The organism is [Clostridium] celerecrescens 18A, from assembly GCF_002797975.1.
Lineage (GTDB): Bacteria > Bacillota > Clostridia > Lachnospirales > Lachnospiraceae > Lacrimispora > Lacrimispora celerecrescens.
Genome location: NZ_PGET01000001.1, coordinates 1,146,581 through 1,162,609, shown reverse-complemented (window position 1 = coordinate 1,162,609; position 16,029 = coordinate 1,146,581). Strand labels below are relative to the sequence as shown.

Genomic DNA, 16,029 nt, shown 5'->3' with positions numbered 1-16,029 from the left:
AAATTACTCTCCAACAATCGCTTCCAACTGCTCCATTGTGTCCCTGTACCAGTTATCGAAATTTTCTTCCGTCACAAAATTTGCAACTGCACTTTCCCGTTTCACTCCCTGTCCTATAAGGGCGCATATCTCTTCGTAATCTTCTTTTGCCTTTAAAACCATTGAAGAATTCAGCACGCTTCTTGCGCGGTCACCGCCTTTAAACGGTTTTGAAGTATAAAGCCGGTATTGATTCGCTGTGTTAAGGCCAATCAGAAGGTTCTGTGATACCCCGCTGTCCTCTCCGGCTTCCTCCAGGAAGGGTCTAAGCAGTTCTTCATTACCGGCAACCTTCTTTACCGGAAGATAACCGGAACCAATAGCAAACTTCATATTCTGTTCTACACATGTAAACCATTTTAGGAATAGTGTTGCTGCATATTCTCTTTTTTCCTCAGATTTAAACACCATCATACCGGCTCCCTGCTGTACTGCACAGGGAACGGTACCCTGGAAATTGGGAAGAGGGTAAAGCTTACTTTCTATGGCATAATTGGTCCCATCCTCAAGGGTCACTGAGGTTGGAAAGTAAGAGATTCCGCTGGTTGCCCCAACAAAGGCAGCAAGCTGGCCTGTCTTTACATCATCACTTCTAAATTTCCCGTAGGAACCAAAATATCCATTTACATAGGGAACGTAATAATTGTCCCATAGCTTCCGCATGGTCTGCTTATCAAAATCCAGAATGGTTTTCCCATCCTTTTCTTTAAAGATTTCATGGCCCAGCTGAAGGCTGCCGATGATCATATAATTAGCAAACGCATCCCTTCCGAAAAAAGCCTTTCCATCATCCGGTTCCTCCGTTAAGCTGTCTGTCCATTTATAATAGGCCTCTGCCACACGGGTGATTCCTTCCCAGGTGGAAAGAGCCTCCTCTGTCTCTCCTGTTGCCTCTGCAAACTTGTCCCAGTCCGTCTTGTTCACAGTAAGGATCTCAGTAGACTTGGCGACAGGAAATACCTTGATCGCCCCTGTGCTGTCAAATTTGCCTTCTTCCATATAGGCATCCACATATTCCGATATTTCGTCCGCAGTCAGATAGCTGCTTAAATCTGCTGCCAACCCCATCTGATCCACTTCGTATACCTTATCCACGTAAGCAGAAAAAACGTCAGGCAGAGGATCCGCTCCGATTTTCTTTTCAATACTTTCATTAATCAGAATGCTCAATTCGTCAATGCTTCCCTTATTAAACGCCTTGACGATGATCCCTTTTTCTCTTCCTTTGTTTTCATTAAACTCCTGCACCAGACGGTCGAATTCTTCCTTCTGGACGCCATTGTAATAATGCCAGATGGTAATGGTGACCGGATCTTTTTCCGATAATCCATATGGATCTTTCTTCTCACATCCGGTAAGCAGGCCGATGAAAACAGCAGCCAGAACCGGCAATACCCATCCTTTTTTCATACATTCACCTACCCCATCACATGGAACTATGGTCGTATTGGATGGCCTCCTTTACCTGGCGGGCATGATCTTTATCCGTCAGAAGGCCCAGAAGTTCAATTCCCATATCCAGCGCATAGCCTAACCCCCTGGCGGTGGTTATATTCCCATCCGTAACAACTCCCTGTTTTGTATACAAGGCACCTTTAAGCTCTGGTTCAAAGCCGGGAAAGCAGGTTGCTCTCTTTCCTTCCAGGATACCAAGCCTTCCTAGTATACTTGGGGCAGCGCAGATCGCCGCGATTCTCCGGTTCTCTTTATGAGCTTTTTTTAAAGAATTTAACAGCCCCTTGTGAGCACCTAAATTCCTGGTCCCCGGCATTCCGCCGGGAAGAAACAGAACATCGGCATCTTTACAGTCTACTTCGGAAAATTCATAGTCTGCCTGGATATTTATCTGATGGGCACTTACCACATCTCTTTTCCCCGTAACGGAAACAAGGGTCACCTCCTGGCCACCCCTCTTTAAAATATCCACAACTGCCAATAACTCCACTTCCTCTGATCCATCAGCGAAAAACGCAAATACTTTTCCCATTTTAATCCTCTCCTTTTAGCGTATGAAAGGTACTGATTGCAGTGACCTTGATATAATCCACCTGATACCTTGTGTCCACATCTTCCCCGTCAATCATCTTTATCAAAGTATCGGCAGCTGTTTGGGATTGTCCCTCATGATCATTTAAAACTGTCCCGTTTATTTTTCCATCTTTTATATATTTTACCGTATCCTGAAGGGCGTCAACCCCTACCAGGTAAATATCCTTTCCAGGAACGCGGCCTGCCTCTTCTACAGCTTCCAAAGCACCGTTTGCCATGGAATCATTGTTGCAGAAGATTACCTCTATCCTATTTCCGTAGGTGGTTAACACCTCCTGCGCAAGCTTCTTCCCTTTATCCTTGTTCCAGTCTCCATTGCCGGAAAACAGTTTATCCGTCTTCATTCCCCCTTCTTCCAGGGCTTTTATGGAATATTCCGTCCGGTAACGGCTGTCCTCATTGCCGTCCTCTCCCATGAGCATGGCATAAGACACCACCCCATCGCCGTTTATATCTCCTTTATCAGGCATTTCCCGTATGATCTCACCCTGATAAGTCCCTGCCTGCCTGGAATCTGTTCCAACGCAGGACACTGCCATATGGTTGTTCTGCCACCGCTTCTGCTCCTCCTCGTTTGGCTCCCTGTTAATGAAAACTAAAGGGATCCCTGCCTGGCTGCAGGCATCAGAAAGACCGGGCGCAGCCGACACCTCCACTGGATTTACTATAATCCCTTCACACCCGTCCGAAATAAACTGGCTGATCTGCCGGTTCTGCTCATCCTGATCTCCTCCGGCATTACGCATGATCACCTCCGCATGGTAGGTTTCTTCCAGATATTGTTTTAGTTCCGAACGATACAGCTTCATGAATGTATCGTCATAGCGGTATATGCTTATCCCGATCTTAGGGCCTTTCTCCTCATGAATCCCTTCCGTGCCTGCTTCTGATGCTGAACTATCTTCGGTATTCTTCTCCTGATCCCGCGGAGCGCATCCATAAAGCAGAAAAGAAGCCCAGACAACCAGAAAAGCCGCAAAAATCCGTTTACTTAAACGTTTCATGTCCAAAATCTCCTGAATTCCATTGTTTTCCCCATATTACCACGTTTTTTCTTTTTTTGCCACCACCTTCTACTTTTTGTTCCCATGTGGTATAATGACGCAGGCATCTATCATCGTGTCGCATTAGCCTTACCGCTTTGCAGTGCTTATCTCATTGCTTTCATGGTATAACAGAAAAACCTGGCCAGGTATTAATAAACTTATTGTCCATGACATACTGGCCGCATATGGCAGTACAAAACATTATAGCAGGAGGAATTTCCCATGGAAATAGAACGTAAATATCTCATACCCCACCCGCCGGCTGATTACACCGCCTATCCTTGTCACTTCATAGAACAGGGATATCTCTCAACAGAACCTGTTGTACGGATCCGCAGGGAGGATGACTCCTATTACCTTACCTACAAATCAAAGGGACTTTTGGAACGGGAGGAATACAATCTTCCTTTGACACCAGAGTCCTATGAACACTTAATCAAAAAAGCGGATGGCCATATTCTTACAAAAAAACGATATCTGATCCCCCTAAAAGGTTCCGATCATCTGATCATAGAACTGGATGTCTTTGATGGACGCTTTAAAGGGTTAATATTAGCCGAAGTGGAATTCCCGGAACGAGAAGAAGCTGAAAACTTCATTCCTCCCTCCTGGTTTGGAGAAGACGTAACGTTTTCAGGAGAATATCAGAACAGCAGGCTAAGCCAGCTTCCATAATATTTTATGAATAAAGCGAGCCGCAGGAGTCCAAAGGATACCTCTTTTCCAGACTCTTACGGCTCGCCATTCATAGAAACATCATTCATAAAAAGGAACCGGAACAAAGGCGGAATTACTCTTAAGAGTCCGCTGCCCCTGCTCCGATTCCTTTTTCTAAAAACCCCGTAAAAGCTGCGGGGCGCTCCTTAAAGGAATTACTTCTTTGCAATATACTTTCTGATGTCCAGAGCAATCGCAACTACAATTACAATTCCCTGTGCAATATACTGAAAGTTGGTATCAACGCCCAGATACTGCAGACAGGTCTTCAAGATTTCAAATACCAGTACTCCGATCAGAACACCGGATACCTTACCAATACCACCATTTACAGATACGCCTCCGATGGTACATGCCGCAATGGCTTCCAGCTCCCAGCCCATTCCCATATTAACGGAGGAACCGCCGGATTTAGCGCCTACAAGGAAACCTCCCAATGCATAAAGGGCTGCTGCTGTTACATAAATGATGATTTTCGTTTTTTTTGTATTAACGCCGGAAACTTCCGCTGCCTGCTCGTTTCCGCCGATGGCGTACATATATTTGCCGTGTGGTGTTTTATTATAAATAAACCAGATCACAAACCCGACTGCAAGGGCAATTAGGAACAGATAAGGAATGAATCCAAAAAGCCTGCCCTTTGCTACCTCTGTATAGGCAGGACGGTAACCGCCGATTGGAGTCGCATTGGTATAAACAAGGCAGACACCGTAAACAATCAGCTGCATACCTAAAGTTCCGATAAAAGCCGGAACCTGAAGAAAAGAAACAACCATACCATTGATCAGACCGAAAATCGCACAAACAGCGATACAGATTAACAGGACTACGAATACCCACCAGATTCCGAAATCAGGAAGATTTGGGAAAAACTTTCCGCTATATCCTGGTTTCTGAAGCAAAGTACCTGCAAGGCAGGCAGATAGCCCTACCATACGTCCGGCGGAAAGATCTGTACCTCTGGTGATCAGACATCCGGATACGCCGCAGGCAATGATAAAACGGGGCGCTACGTTTAAAGCGATGTTTTTTAAGTTATCAGGGGTACCAAAGGATGGCTGTTTAATTGCAGTAAAAATCGCCAGCATGATGAGAACGACGATGATTCCATTATTAATAAGAAAATCCTTTATATTAACTTTATTTGTTTGCATAGGTAAATCTTTAGAATTAACCTTCTTCGATGTCATGATTTAACCTCCTGTGTGAAATTTTCTGTAACTTTATCGTTTAAATCGAATTTTGTGGCAAATGCCATTATTTTCTCCTGAGTTGCCTCATCATCTTCCAGTTCTCCGGTAATATGGCCATTGCACATAACGATGATCCGGTTTGACATGCCGATCAGTTCCGGCATTTCGGAGGAAATCATGATAATCGATTTTCCCTGCTTTACCAGATCTATCATGATCTGATAAATCTCATATTTAGCACCGACGTCAATTCCTCTGGTGGGTTCATCCATAATCAGAATATCCGGGTTATTCGCCAGCCATCTGGCGATGATCACCTTTTGCTGGTTCCCTCCTGACAGAGATTGTATCAGGGTCTTGTCATTGGGCGTCTTGATGCTCAGCTTTGCGATGCTCTCTTTTACAACCTCCCCCACCTTTTTGCTGTTAATGGTTCCAGCCTTGGTATAATTCCGGTAAGAGGCTATGGCCGTATTATCTGCAATGCTTAAGCAGCCAATAATGCCGGTTCCTCGTCTGTCCTCTGTGATCATTCCCACAGAATCATTGATGGCATCCTGGGGACGCTTGATCGTCACCTTTTTACCAAGTATTTCAATTTCACCGCTTGCAATATGGCGCATACCAAAAATCGCTTCCATCAATTCTGTTCTCTGAGCACCTACCAGGCCTCCAAATCCCAGAATTTCTCCTTTCTTTAATTCAAAGGAACAATCCCGGAAGGAGCGTGCGTGGATGCTGCTTACATGACTTACTTTTAAAACAGTTTCATCTGTCCGATAGTCTTCCTTTGGCGGATAGACGTTGCTTAATTCCCGGCCGACCATCTGCTTTACGATTTCATCATCCGAAATGTCCTTTACCTCCCAGGAGCCTACGTACGTTCCATCTCGCATGATTGTAATGTCATCGGCAATCTGCCGGATTTCTGCCATCTTATGGCTGATATATATCATAGAAACACCGCGGGATTTTAAATCCCTGATAATCCGAAACAGCGCTTCCACTTCATTATCAGTCAGTGATGAGGTCGGTTCATCCAAAATTACCAGCTTTGCATTCTGGCTCACTGCCTTTGCAATTTCCACTGACTGCATTTGTCCGATTGATAGTGTCCCAAGTTTTGCCCTGGGATTAAAACTCATTTTTACATCTTTTAACCACTTTTCCGCTTCCTGATTCATGGTCTTATGGTCAATCATCTTTAACGGACCTATTTTTATTAAAGGATACCTTCCAAGGTACATATTTTCCGCAATGGAACGAGCCGGAACCGGCTGCAGCTCCTGATGCACCATAGCAAGCCCTTTGCGAAGGGCATCATCGGGATTTGCGATGCTCACATCCTTCCCGTCAATAAGAACATTTCCTTCATCCATTTTATAAATGCCGAAAAGGCATTTCATAAGGGTCGACTTACCTGCTCCGTTCTCACCCATTAAGGCATGAACGGTACCGGGACGTACTTTTAAGTTGATTTTATCGAGCGCTTTAACACCAGGGAAGGATTTGCTGACCCCTATCATTTCCAGTCTGTATTCCTCTGCCATCCCGTTTCTCCTTTCCTATTTATAGCCCATGCTTTCTGGGCATTAAGGGACACCTGTAACTCCGGATACCTTTAAAAATCGGGTGTGCCTTACCGACACACCCGTTTCTTTTACCGGCTGCTGGAAATTATTTTAATTTATCAAGAATTTCCTGAGCATTATCCTTGGTAACCTTAATATAGTCTACCATGTTTACATTATCAACGGATTCACCCTTGATAAACTTAACAGCCATATCGCCTGCTGTACGAGCCTGTGAGAAGTGGTCATTGAATACAGTACCTGTCTGCTTGCCATCGATAACGTTCTGAACAGCCTCTGTCAGAGCATCAACACCTACTAAATAGATGTCTTTGTCTACTGTACGTCCTGCTGCCTCAATTGCCTGAAGAGCACCAAGTGCCATAGCATCGTTGTTGCAGAAGATTACTTCAATCTGATCACCAAACTGTGTTAAAGCATCCTGAGCGATCTGTTGAGCTTTTGCCTGATCCCAGTCGCCACGCTGCTTTAACAGTTCTTTAACCTGCATGCCGGAATCTGTAAGAGCCTTAACAGAGAATTCTGTTCTGTACTGAGCATCTACGTTCTCAGGGTCACCCTGGATCATGATATAAGAAACAACGCCGTCACCGTTAATATCGCCCTTGTTGGAAGTTTCAAAAATCTCTTCTCCCTGATAGGTACCGGACTGTCTGGCATCACAACCTACATAAGTAGCGTTAATCTTGTCGTCACTCCATCTCTGCTCTTCCTGAGTATCTGGCTCACGGTTAATGTAAACAACCGGGATTCCTGCTTCCTTACACATATCTGTGATTTCCGGAGCAGAAGAAGCCTGCACAAGGTTTAAAATCAATACATCGTATTTCTGGGTAATGAAGTTCTGGATCTGGTTGGTCTGTTCAGCCTGATCACCCTTACCATCCTGGATTACAACATTTTCTTTCTTAAAGCCTAAGTCCTCTGTCAGATAGCGCTGAAGCTCTGTACGGTAAAGTGTCATAAAGTTATCATCAAATTTGTAAATTGAGATACCGACTTTCTTATCCGCTACATCTCCGCCAACAGCATCTTTCACTGCTTCTGCTGTGGTCTCTGCGCTTGCCTCCTCCTTCTTGGTCTCTGCTGCCGTAGTAGCCTCTGGTGCCGCTGTTGTTGCCTTGGTACCTGCTCCACAGCCTGCCATGGAAAATACCATTGCTGAGGCAAGGCCTACTGCTAATGCTTTTTTGAGTAATCTCATGATAAATCCTCCCTTATCATTATATTGTTATCGATTGGTGTTTTTACCTTACCGACATGCACATTATAGCTTTCTTTTGTGCAGTTTTCCATATAATTTTTTTTGGATATGTATCGATTTTTTTAGATTCTTCCTTTTTATATCAAAATAATTCGATATTTTTACTCACTATGCACAACTGACCGCCCATTACTGGGCGGTCAGTGCCTTCTGTCTGCATTCATAATACTTATCCTGGTCTAATTTTACAATTTCCTGTACACTTTGACCAAGAGATTCCGCAGCAGCAATTTTAAAAATAACATTTGCATATTCCTGGCTGTCACATTGAACTGTTCCAAACAGTTTTCCCGTGCGCAGACCTTCAAGCCCCTGAGGCGTACCGTCTATCCCTACAATTTTAACAGGCCTCATGTCCCCTTTCCGTTCCAGAGCGTCAGCAGCTCCCAAAGCCATGTCATCATTGTTGCATATCACCACTTCCACCTCATCCGAATACTCCGAAAGCCACTGCTCCATCCAGGCGGATGCCTGGCTTCTGTCCCAATTGGCTATTCCGCCGGTGATCTTTTCTAACGGAACTCCGCCATCCTTTAAGGTCTGAATGGACCATTCCGTACGGATCAAAGAGTCCTGATGGCTGTTTTCTCCTTCCAAAAGGACATAGCTGACCTTTCCATCCCCATTTAAGTCAAGGGAAGAAGGATCTTTTTTGTAAGCATCTACCAGGATGTTACCCTGCAGGGTTGCAGACTCTTTTGCATTTTCTCCCACATAGTAGAGCTTTTCCCATCGACGCATATCCTCCTCCACCGGTTCCCGGTTAAAGAACACCACAGGAAGACTGGCATCCATGGCTTTGCTGATGATATTGGAGGCCACGGAGCGGTCCACAATATTCACGCAGATAGCATCATAGCCAAGGGAAATAAAACGGTCTACCTGACTGTTCTGGGTATTCTGATTCCCCTTGGCATCCACAATATCCATGACTACCTTAATACCTGTTTCCTTTTCATATTCCTTGGCCTGTTCCTCAATATTTCCCCTGAGCGTATTGATAAAGGAATCATCTCCACGGTATAGGGTCACCCCGATACGTATGGACTTTTTTTCTTCCCTTCCGCCCTCCTTCCTGCTCTGATAAAACACACCCCAAAGTGTCAGCAGCAGGATAACCACCACCGCCAGGATACCATATCGTTTCTTCATATTCCATCCCCCATCTCAATCAATTGGATACAAAATCCTTTCAAATTTGCTTTCCCGTAGATTGGCCTTCTGAATATAGTAAGAATCCAAAACAATTTGTGTTCTTTGAAGCCCCCCATGAACCGCTTCCACAGCCTTTTCGATGCTCATATAACCCGCATCAAACTGGTCACTTACCACCAGTCCCTTAATAATCCCAATGTCCAGTTCCTTTAAAAGTTTGGTCGTACTGCCGATTCCGTAAAGTCCTTCAATGACATTGCCATATACCGGGCTCCCTGAAATGATATCCGCGGACTCATCAAGGCTCCTTACATCAATCGCTGCAATAACTGCTTTTCCGCTTCCAGGATAGACCATGCCCTCGATGGCCTCCCGGATGGTGCCCTCCGTCTTATTCTCAAAAAGCTTCATGGAAAATCCGGATTTTGAAAGAGCGGATACCAATCCGTCATATATCTCCCTGTTATACCCATACTCAAGTCCTTCCGTAAAAATCCATACAGGGATATCCGGGGAATTCTCCGCTGCAATTGCCTGTCCCAGCAATCCTCCCTCCTCCTCATAATCCGGAGATATGCCGCTTTTTACCTGATCATTGGGAGGTAAGTTCCCCAACATAACGGCAGGACTGTTTAAAACCATATCATCCATCTTTTTTACACATTCCACCGGCTTTACGGGGATCAGGACCACAGCTGATGCGCCGTCGTTAATCTCCCTCTGAACCAGTTCTATCTGCTGATTGGCATCCCCTTTCTCATAGAGTGTAATAAAGCTGATATCTACATTGTACTCCTCTGCCGCCTTATCAGCACCCTTTCTGAAATTCACGTAATAGTCATCGGAAGTATCGCCGATGATGACGGAAACCGGATATATTTCTGTTTTCTTCTCCTTAATGATCAAATCCGTAGAGGATAAAAGAAACAGGAACACAAGCACTCCCGCCAGCAGAGTCCATAAAATTTTCTCCTGTTTTGTCATAATCTATTTTCCTTTTCATTGCCCATGCTTTTTGGACATATAGGGATACCCGAAGGGTGATTCCTTTTCATCGCCCATGCTCTTCAGGCATAGAGGCATAACTATAGGGAACAGCGGGAAGGCAGATGGTGATCACCGTTCCTTCATCAGGCTCTGACTCAATGGTCAGGCCGTACTTTTCCCCAAAATACAGCTTGATCCTCTCATTGACGTTTTTCACACCAATCCCCGAACCCTTCTTTGAAGTGACATGGACCTGATCGGAAAATAAGCCCGCCACCTGGTCCTCTGTCATTCCAAGGCCATTGTCCTTCACCATAAAGATTAAGTCATCTCCCTCCTTCCAGACCTTTAAAATAATTTCTCCATCCCCATCCATAAACTCCATTCCGTGATAGATGGCATTTTCCACAAGCGGCTGTAAAACCAGCTTTAAACAGGAAAGCTCCATACATTCCTCAGATGCATCAATTTCGTAGGAGAATTTATTCTTAAAACGCATGTGCTGGATCATCAAATAATTCCGGACATGCTCCAATTCATCCCTGACCGTAATAATGCTCCTTCCCTTGCTTAAGCTGATCCGGAAAAACCGGGCCAGGGCTGTCACCGCCTTGACCGCCTCCGCCTTTTGCTCGTTTTCAATCATCCACACGATGATATCAAGGGTATTATAAAGGAAATGGGGATTGATCTGTGACTGTAAGGTATCAAATTCCTGTTTTCTTTTAGCCTCATGCTCCGCTACGATGTCATCCATCAGGACCCGGATCTGCTTTGCCATATTTTTGATGGAATTTCCCAGATGCTGGATTTCATAGGACCCTCCGATGGATATTGCCGCCTGCAGATTTCCCTCTTCCAGAATTCCCACGGATTTTTCCAGCTCCTTAATTGGATTGGTGATACGAGATGATATATAAGAGTTAATCAGGGCGAGTATAAACAGGATCAGGGTTATGAGGAACACGATAAAAAGCCTGGTCTTAATGGAATTTAAAGAAACCACATTTTTAGGCGTCACTCCAATGATCTTCCAACCTGTATAACCAATGGATTTTACCGTAATGATCCGGGTCTCCCCCTGAAATTCCTCCCGGTGGTTTCCATCTTTATAGCCGGCTGCCACCAGATTGTTCTCCTGCATCCGGCCGGAATCGATGAGCTGGATCTTGGGATGGTACAGGATCTGCCCGTCATTGCTGATCAGATACACATAGCCGCCCTTACCTGTAGTCACTCCGTCAAAAAGATGTTCCAGGCTGGAATAGCTTAAATCCACCAAAAGCACGCCCTGAGTGGTAGAAGTTCCTTCTGTCAGCTCCACGGCCCTTGATAAAGATATCACCCACCGGTACTGGTTTTCATTGCTGTCAAAAATATACTGTACGTGGGGATAAGAGAAATGTTGGTTTTCCGTCTTCTCCAAAGCATTTAAAAACCAATTTTCCCTTGTCACGTCAAGGCCGCTTTTAAGCCTTGCGGCAGGAACTGCTTCCACCATGGTGCCTGATTGGGAAAAGAGCGCGATGTTGTCCACATTATCCTTGTTGTTATCATATAGGAGCGTGATCTCGTTATTAATGGATTCCGAAGAAAGATCCGCATTTTTCACGGCGCCATAATACAGGGAATCCGACAGCTTCATGACCGTAAGCAGATAGGATTCCACAGACCTGGCTACTTGATGAATAAGGCTCTGGTTTTCCTCCTGCACCATTTCTCCCACCTGGGTGGAAAGGCGCTGATATAAGGAAAAGGTGATCAAAAGACTGGCTGCCAAAGCAGTCACGGTAAAATATACAAAAATAGTATAACGAATGCTTATATTCTTTCTTTCCATATTATCGTCTATCCTTTTAGACAGGGCCCACCCCGCTTTAGAGCCTGCCCCGCTTTATCGGGCACCAGGTGTAAAGGGATACCCGGAGGGTATTCCCATTACCTGGCTCCGCGGAATTTAGTCGGGGATACTCCAAATTTTTTCTTAAATACATAGCTGAAATAGTTTTGCTCCTGATATCCCACCTTCGCAGCCACCACATAGGTCTTATCGTCTGTTTTGTTGAGCAGTTCTACTGCCTTATTCAGACGAATATCTGTTAAATAGGCGATGTAAGCCTGTCCGGTTTCTTTTTTAAACATGGTGGAGAAATATGCCGGGCTCATATGAAGGTGGCGGCAAATCATTTCCACAGACAAATCAGGGTTCTGGTAGTGGTCCATAATATACTGCTTTGCTTCCTGGATTACCTGGCGTGTAGTGAAATCACGCTCCTGGTTAATGAACTGGTTCATTTTCCCTGCAATTTTAAAAAGCCACTGGCCAAATTCCTCATTCCTCTTTATCCTATCAAAGATTTCCATTCCCTTCAGCTCTCCGCCCATAATATCCTCAAGGGCCAGGTCATACTGCTGCATCATCTGGAGGACGCTGTTTAATACGCCGAACATATAAACCTGCTGCTGGCGGTAATGGACTTTTGCGGATTCCATCTTTTCAACGATCCTGGTAACCGCTGCTTCGATCTTTTCATCGGGGCCGAATTTTATGGCTGAGATTAAATCTGCTTCTGTTACACTGTCAAATTCCAGCTTTCCTACTCCCACCGGCTCCATATCATTGATGTAAATGGTAGTCCCTCTTCCGGCTATCGCTTTATATCCCAGAGCATCAATGGACGACTGGTAGGCTTCCCGGAAACCAGTCAGCTCCCGGAAGCTTTTGCCAATTCCCATGGTGACCGGGACCTCCAGAATCCGCTTTGTTTCCTTGCAGATATCACCCAGTACATCGATCAGCCCTGTGGTGGAGTTGTCATCGTCAAGAGCAACGATCACCACCATCTCCGCCTCTGAAACGGACTGGAAAAGAGCAAACCGGCAATATCCCTCTAGCTTTTCCCTTACGATCTGCATGACGGATATGGGGATGAGTTCTTCCTCATTATGAAGGGACAGAGTTTCCCTGACCTCCCCCTTTTCCACATCAATGGCTACGATAATCCATTTCCTTGCCCCCATGACAGGCACGCCATACTCCCTAAGCTTCTGTTCTACCAGCTCTTCCGGAAGGTTTTTGTGTACCAGATCATTGAAGAACTGCTCCCTGATGATGGGAAGGCTTTTCCGGTAATTTTCCCGAAGACGGCTTAAATTCCTTTTTTCTTCTATTTCCTAATCCAGATTCCCTTTGATCCTTTTTAATATGGAGGTCAGTTCTTCCACGTTGACCGGCTTTAAGATGTACTCCGTCACATTCAGCTTGATCGCCCTCTGGGCATATTCAAAATCATCATAGCCGGAAAAGATCACCACCTTCATGGAAGGGTACCGCTGCCGTACCTTTTCTGCAAGTGCCAGGCCATCCATGTATGGCATCCGGATATCCGTTAAAACCACATCAGGTTCCAGAATCTCGATCTTTTCCATGGCATCTTCCCCGTTTTCCGCATCTCCCACCACCCGGAATCCGGCTGCCTGCCATTCGATCTTTTTTATAATGCTTTTACGTACTTCTTCTTCGTCATCTACTAAAATTATGCTGTATAAGTCCATGCTGTTCTTCCCCTCTAATAATCCTGTCGGGTATACCTTAAACCCAAAAACACGGGCAATAAACCGGGTTACTGCTGCTGTATCTGATAAAGCAGGGCATTAACGATTGCCGCTGCAACATTGCTTCCGCCCTTTCTTCCCCTGGCCACAATATAGGGGATATCAGCAAGGGACATGATCATTTCCTTTGATTGTACCACGTTGACAAAGCCCACCGGAACGCCGATGATCAGCCGGGGATGGATTTTCCCTTCTTTTATTAATTCATAAAGGCGTACTAAGGCTGTGGGGGCGTTTCCTACTGCAAAAATACAATTCTCCGAAAGCTCTGATGCCTTATCCATGCTGGCACAGGCACGGGTGGTATGGTGAAGCTTTGCGTAATCTGCAACATCCTCATCGGCCATAAAGCAGCTGACGCTGCATCCGTTGCGTTTTAAGGCACCCTTATTAATGCCGGCCATTCCCATATTCGTATCCGTAATGATCCGCACGCCTTCCTTTAATGCGCGGATCCCTTCCTGTACAGCGTGGGGCGAAAATACCAGATTATCCGCATATTCAAAATCGGCAGTGGTATGAATCACCCGTTTGATCACCAATTCGCATTCCGGATCAAGGATTTTTTCTCCAAGCTCCATGGTGATCAGTTCAAAACTTCTCTTCTCTATTTCCTCGGGAAGTACCCGCTCCAGCTCTTTAAGCTCCATCTGTTTCTCCTTGTTTCTCCTTGTTTCTCCTTGTTTCTCCTTGTTTCTCCTTGTTTCTCCTTATAAGTCCGCAGTGCCGCTAGCAAAACCTGCGGTTTTGCTAGCTCACGGGCATTCGCCCTTTGAAATAGGCCATGACAAGATTTTCTTATGTGCAAGCACAACGAAAATCTTCTCCTGTCCTATTTCACACTGCTCATTGCTTTCGTGAACATTATCCCATAGATCTGTTCCATGTCAAGGCTGTTCCTTAACAGGGAGGCCAGCCGTTCATATTGCTCTTCCTTATATTCCTGGTAGTTAAAACCGCCATCCAGATCCAGGGTGATGCCCTTCTTCTTTGCAAGAGCTTCTACAATGGTCATTGCGATTCCTTCCTTATCAAAGAATCCATGGATATAGGTGCCGTATACATTTCCCCTCTGGCATCCGTCCATTTTCGCTAAGTGGGAACCGGACTGGCATTCCATGACATAGGTAAGAGGTGGTACGGATCTGGTGGTTTCTCCCATGTGGATTTCATACCCTTCCACCTCGATACCAGACAGCTCCTCAAATATCCCTCCTACGCTGGTACAGGCGCCTGCCACTCTTGTTCTTGTCTTTTCCTTTCCAAACACAGTACGGACCGGCAGAAGTCCCATACCTCTTACCGGCAGGACAGCCCCATCCGTTTCCACCTGAAAGGGGTCGGATATGCTTTCTCCAAGCATCTGAAAGCCGCCGCAGATGCCAAATACCGGAACCTCTCTGGCCTGAAGCTTAAGGATTGCCGCCTCTAAGCCGCTCTCCCGCATCCAGAGCAGATCTTCAATGGTATTTTTACTGCCAGGCAGAATGACCAGATCCGGATTTCCAAGATCAGCAACTCGGTCCACGTATTGCAGACTTACCCCTGGTATCGTAGAAAAAACCTGAAAATCCGTGAAATTAGAGATCCTTGGCATACGGATCACGGCGATTTCCACTGCGGTCCGGTCCGGTCTGACGGTTCCTGCCAGATGATTTCCAAGACTATCCTCCTCTTCCAGATCCACATCCATATATGGAACTACACCGGCAACCGGGATGGAAAGTTGTTTTTCAATCATTTCTAACCCTGGGTCCAGAATTGTCTTGTCTCCCCGAAATTTATTGACGATCAGGCCTTTGATCCGGGTTCTTTCATCTGGCTCCAAAAGCATTACGGTTCCGTAAAGCTGTGCAAACACTCCTCCCCGGTCGATATCTCCTACTAAAAGCACCGGCGCATCCGCCATTTTTGCCATTCCCATATTTACGATGTCATCCTGCTTTAAATTAATCTCCGCCGGGCTACCTGCTCCTTCTATGACAATGATATCGTATTCCTCTGACAGCTTTTGGAATGCCCGCTCTACCTCTGGCACCAGCTCTTTTTTGTATGCAAAATACTCCCTGGCAGGCATATTGCCAATGGATATGCCGTTTACAATTACCTGGGACCCAATATCATTGGTCGGTTTTAACAGGATGGGATTCATGGCTGCCTCTGGCTTTACTCCTGCTGCTTCCGCCTGAACCGCCTGGGCCCTGCCCATCTCAAGTCCTTCCTCCGTAATATAGGAATTTAAGGCCATGTTCTGGGATTTAAAAGGGGCCACCCGGTAACCATCCTGTTTAAAGATCCGGCATAAACCGGCTGCAATCAGGCTTTTCCCTGCATTGGACATGGTTCCCTGTATCATGATCGTCTTTGCCATA

Annotated in this window: 12 protein-coding genes and 1 pseudogene; 1 reads left to right on the top strand and 12 read right to left on the bottom strand. The window is 45.6% G+C overall.

Annotated features, from left to right (window positions below; genetic code table 11):
* Nucleotides 1–3 precede the first annotated feature (3 nt).
* Genes H171_RS05415 through H171_RS05405 form a run of 3 tightly spaced genes read right to left on the bottom strand, consistent with a single transcriptional unit; the run spans nt 4 to nt 3,092 of the window.
* Nucleotides 4–1,449, bottom strand: coding sequence for an extracellular solute-binding protein (locus tag H171_RS05415; protein WP_166433595.1), 1,446 nt, complete (start codon nt 1,447–1,449; stop codon nt 4–6).
* A 16-nt stretch (nt 1,450–1,465) separates the two neighbouring features.
* Complete coding sequence (locus H171_RS05410) at nt 1,466–2,026, bottom strand: DJ-1 family glyoxalase III (RefSeq protein WP_100304234.1); 561 nt, start codon at nt 2,024–2,026, stop codon at nt 1,466–1,468.
* 1 nt (nt 2,027) lies between these two features.
* Entirely contained in the window at nt 2,028–3,092 is a 1,065-nt protein-coding gene (locus tag H171_RS05405; protein WP_100304233.1) for a galactose ABC transporter substrate-binding protein, read from the bottom strand.
* 264 nt (nt 3,093–3,356) lie between these two features.
* On the opposite strand from H171_RS05405, the gene H171_RS05400 reads away from it, so the two are divergent.
* Nucleotides 3,357–3,809: a CYTH domain-containing protein gene (locus H171_RS05400; RefSeq protein WP_100304232.1), complete on the top strand. Its 453-nt coding sequence runs from the start codon at nt 3,357–3,359 to the stop codon at nt 3,807–3,809.
* Between the two features lie 197 nt (nt 3,810–4,006).
* Here H171_RS05400 and H171_RS05395 read toward each other — a convergent pair whose 3' ends face one another.
* The 9 genes and pseudogenes from H171_RS05395 to H171_RS05355 all read right to left on the bottom strand — a co-directional run bounded on the left by H171_RS05395 (nt 4,007) and on the right by H171_RS05355 (nt 16,028).
* Complete coding sequence (locus tag H171_RS05395; protein WP_100307432.1) at nt 4,007–5,005, bottom strand: galactose/methyl galactoside ABC transporter permease MglC; 999 nt, start codon at nt 5,003–5,005, stop codon at nt 4,007–4,009.
* A gap of 32 nt (nt 5,006–5,037) precedes the next feature.
* Nucleotides 5,038–6,594 carry a sugar ABC transporter ATP-binding protein gene (locus H171_RS05390; RefSeq protein WP_100304231.1) on the bottom strand — a complete coding sequence of 519 codons (1,557 nt, stop codon included), beginning with the start codon at nt 6,592–6,594 and terminating at the stop codon, nt 5,038–5,040.
* A 127-nt stretch (nt 6,595–6,721) separates the two neighbouring features.
* Complete coding sequence (locus H171_RS05385; RefSeq protein WP_100304230.1) at nt 6,722–7,840, bottom strand: galactose ABC transporter substrate-binding protein; 1,119 nt, start codon at nt 7,838–7,840, stop codon at nt 6,722–6,724.
* 189 nt (nt 7,841–8,029) lie between these two features.
* On the bottom strand, nt 8,030–9,052 hold the full coding sequence (locus tag H171_RS05380) for a galactose ABC transporter substrate-binding protein (RefSeq protein WP_242976872.1): 1,023 nt from the start codon (nt 9,050–9,052) through the stop codon (nt 8,030–8,032).
* Nucleotides 9,053–9,067: 15 nt separating this feature from the next.
* Nucleotides 9,068–10,039: a substrate-binding domain-containing protein gene (locus H171_RS05375; RefSeq protein WP_186802577.1), complete on the bottom strand. Its 972-nt coding sequence runs from the start codon at nt 10,037–10,039 to the stop codon at nt 9,068–9,070.
* A 67-nt stretch (nt 10,040–10,106) separates the two neighbouring features.
* On the bottom strand, nt 10,107–11,882 hold the full coding sequence (locus H171_RS05370; protein WP_100304228.1) for a sensor histidine kinase: 1,776 nt from the start codon (nt 11,880–11,882) through the stop codon (nt 10,107–10,109).
* Between the two features lie 98 nt (nt 11,883–11,980).
* A pseudogene (locus tag H171_RS05365) lies at nt 11,981–13,597 on the bottom strand (response regulator).
* 68 nt (nt 13,598–13,665) lie between these two features.
* Nucleotides 13,666–14,307, bottom strand: coding sequence for a precorrin-8X methylmutase (locus H171_RS05360; RefSeq protein WP_100304227.1), 642 nt, complete (start codon nt 14,305–14,307; stop codon nt 13,666–13,668).
* 182 nt (nt 14,308–14,489) lie between these two features.
* A complete protein-coding gene (locus H171_RS05355) occupies nt 14,490–16,028 on the bottom strand; it encodes a cobyric acid synthase (RefSeq protein ID WP_100304226.1) in 1,539 nt (512 codons plus the stop codon).
* Between the last annotated feature and the right edge of the window lies 1 nt (nt 16,029).

What these genes read in the sequence shown, in the direction of transcription:
- H171_RS05390 (WP_100304231.1), bottom strand. Translation starts at nt 6,594, where the DNA reads ATGGCAGAGGAATACAGACTGGAAATGATAGGGGTCAGCAAATCCTTC.
- H171_RS05400 (WP_100304232.1), top strand. Translation starts at nt 3,357, where the DNA reads ATGGAAATAGAACGTAAATATCTCATACCCCACCCGCCGGCTGATTAC.
- H171_RS05355 (WP_100304226.1), bottom strand. Translation starts at nt 16,028, where the DNA reads ATGGCAAAGACGATCATGATACAGGGAACCATGTCCAATGCAGGGAAA.
- H171_RS05370 (WP_100304228.1), bottom strand. Translation starts at nt 11,882, where the DNA reads ATGGAAAGAAAGAATATAAGCATTCGTTATACTATTTTTGTATATTTT.
- H171_RS05415 (WP_166433595.1), bottom strand. Translation starts at nt 1,449, where the DNA reads ATGAAAAAAGGATGGGTATTGCCGGTTCTGGCTGCTGTTTTCATCGGC.
- H171_RS05405 (WP_100304233.1), bottom strand. Translation starts at nt 3,092, where the DNA reads ATGAAACGTTTAAGTAAACGGATTTTTGCGGCTTTTCTGGTTGTCTGG.
- H171_RS05380 (WP_242976872.1), bottom strand. Translation starts at nt 9,052, where the DNA reads ATGAAGAAACGATATGGTATCCTGGCGGTGGTGGTTATCCTGCTGCTG.
- H171_RS05385 (WP_100304230.1), bottom strand. Translation starts at nt 7,840, where the DNA reads ATGAGATTACTCAAAAAAGCATTAGCAGTAGGCCTTGCCTCAGCAATG.
- H171_RS05395 (WP_100307432.1), bottom strand. Translation starts at nt 5,005, where the DNA reads ATGCAAACAAATAAAGTTAATATAAAGGATTTTCTTATTAATAATGGA.
- H171_RS05360 (WP_100304227.1), bottom strand. Translation starts at nt 14,307, where the DNA reads ATGGAGCTTAAAGAGCTGGAGCGGGTACTTCCCGAGGAAATAGAGAAG.
- H171_RS05410 (WP_100304234.1), bottom strand. Translation starts at nt 2,026, where the DNA reads ATGGGAAAAGTATTTGCGTTTTTCGCTGATGGATCAGAGGAAGTGGAG.
- H171_RS05375 (WP_186802577.1), bottom strand. Translation starts at nt 10,039, where the DNA reads ATGACAAAACAGGAGAAAATTTTATGGACTCTGCTGGCGGGAGTGCTT.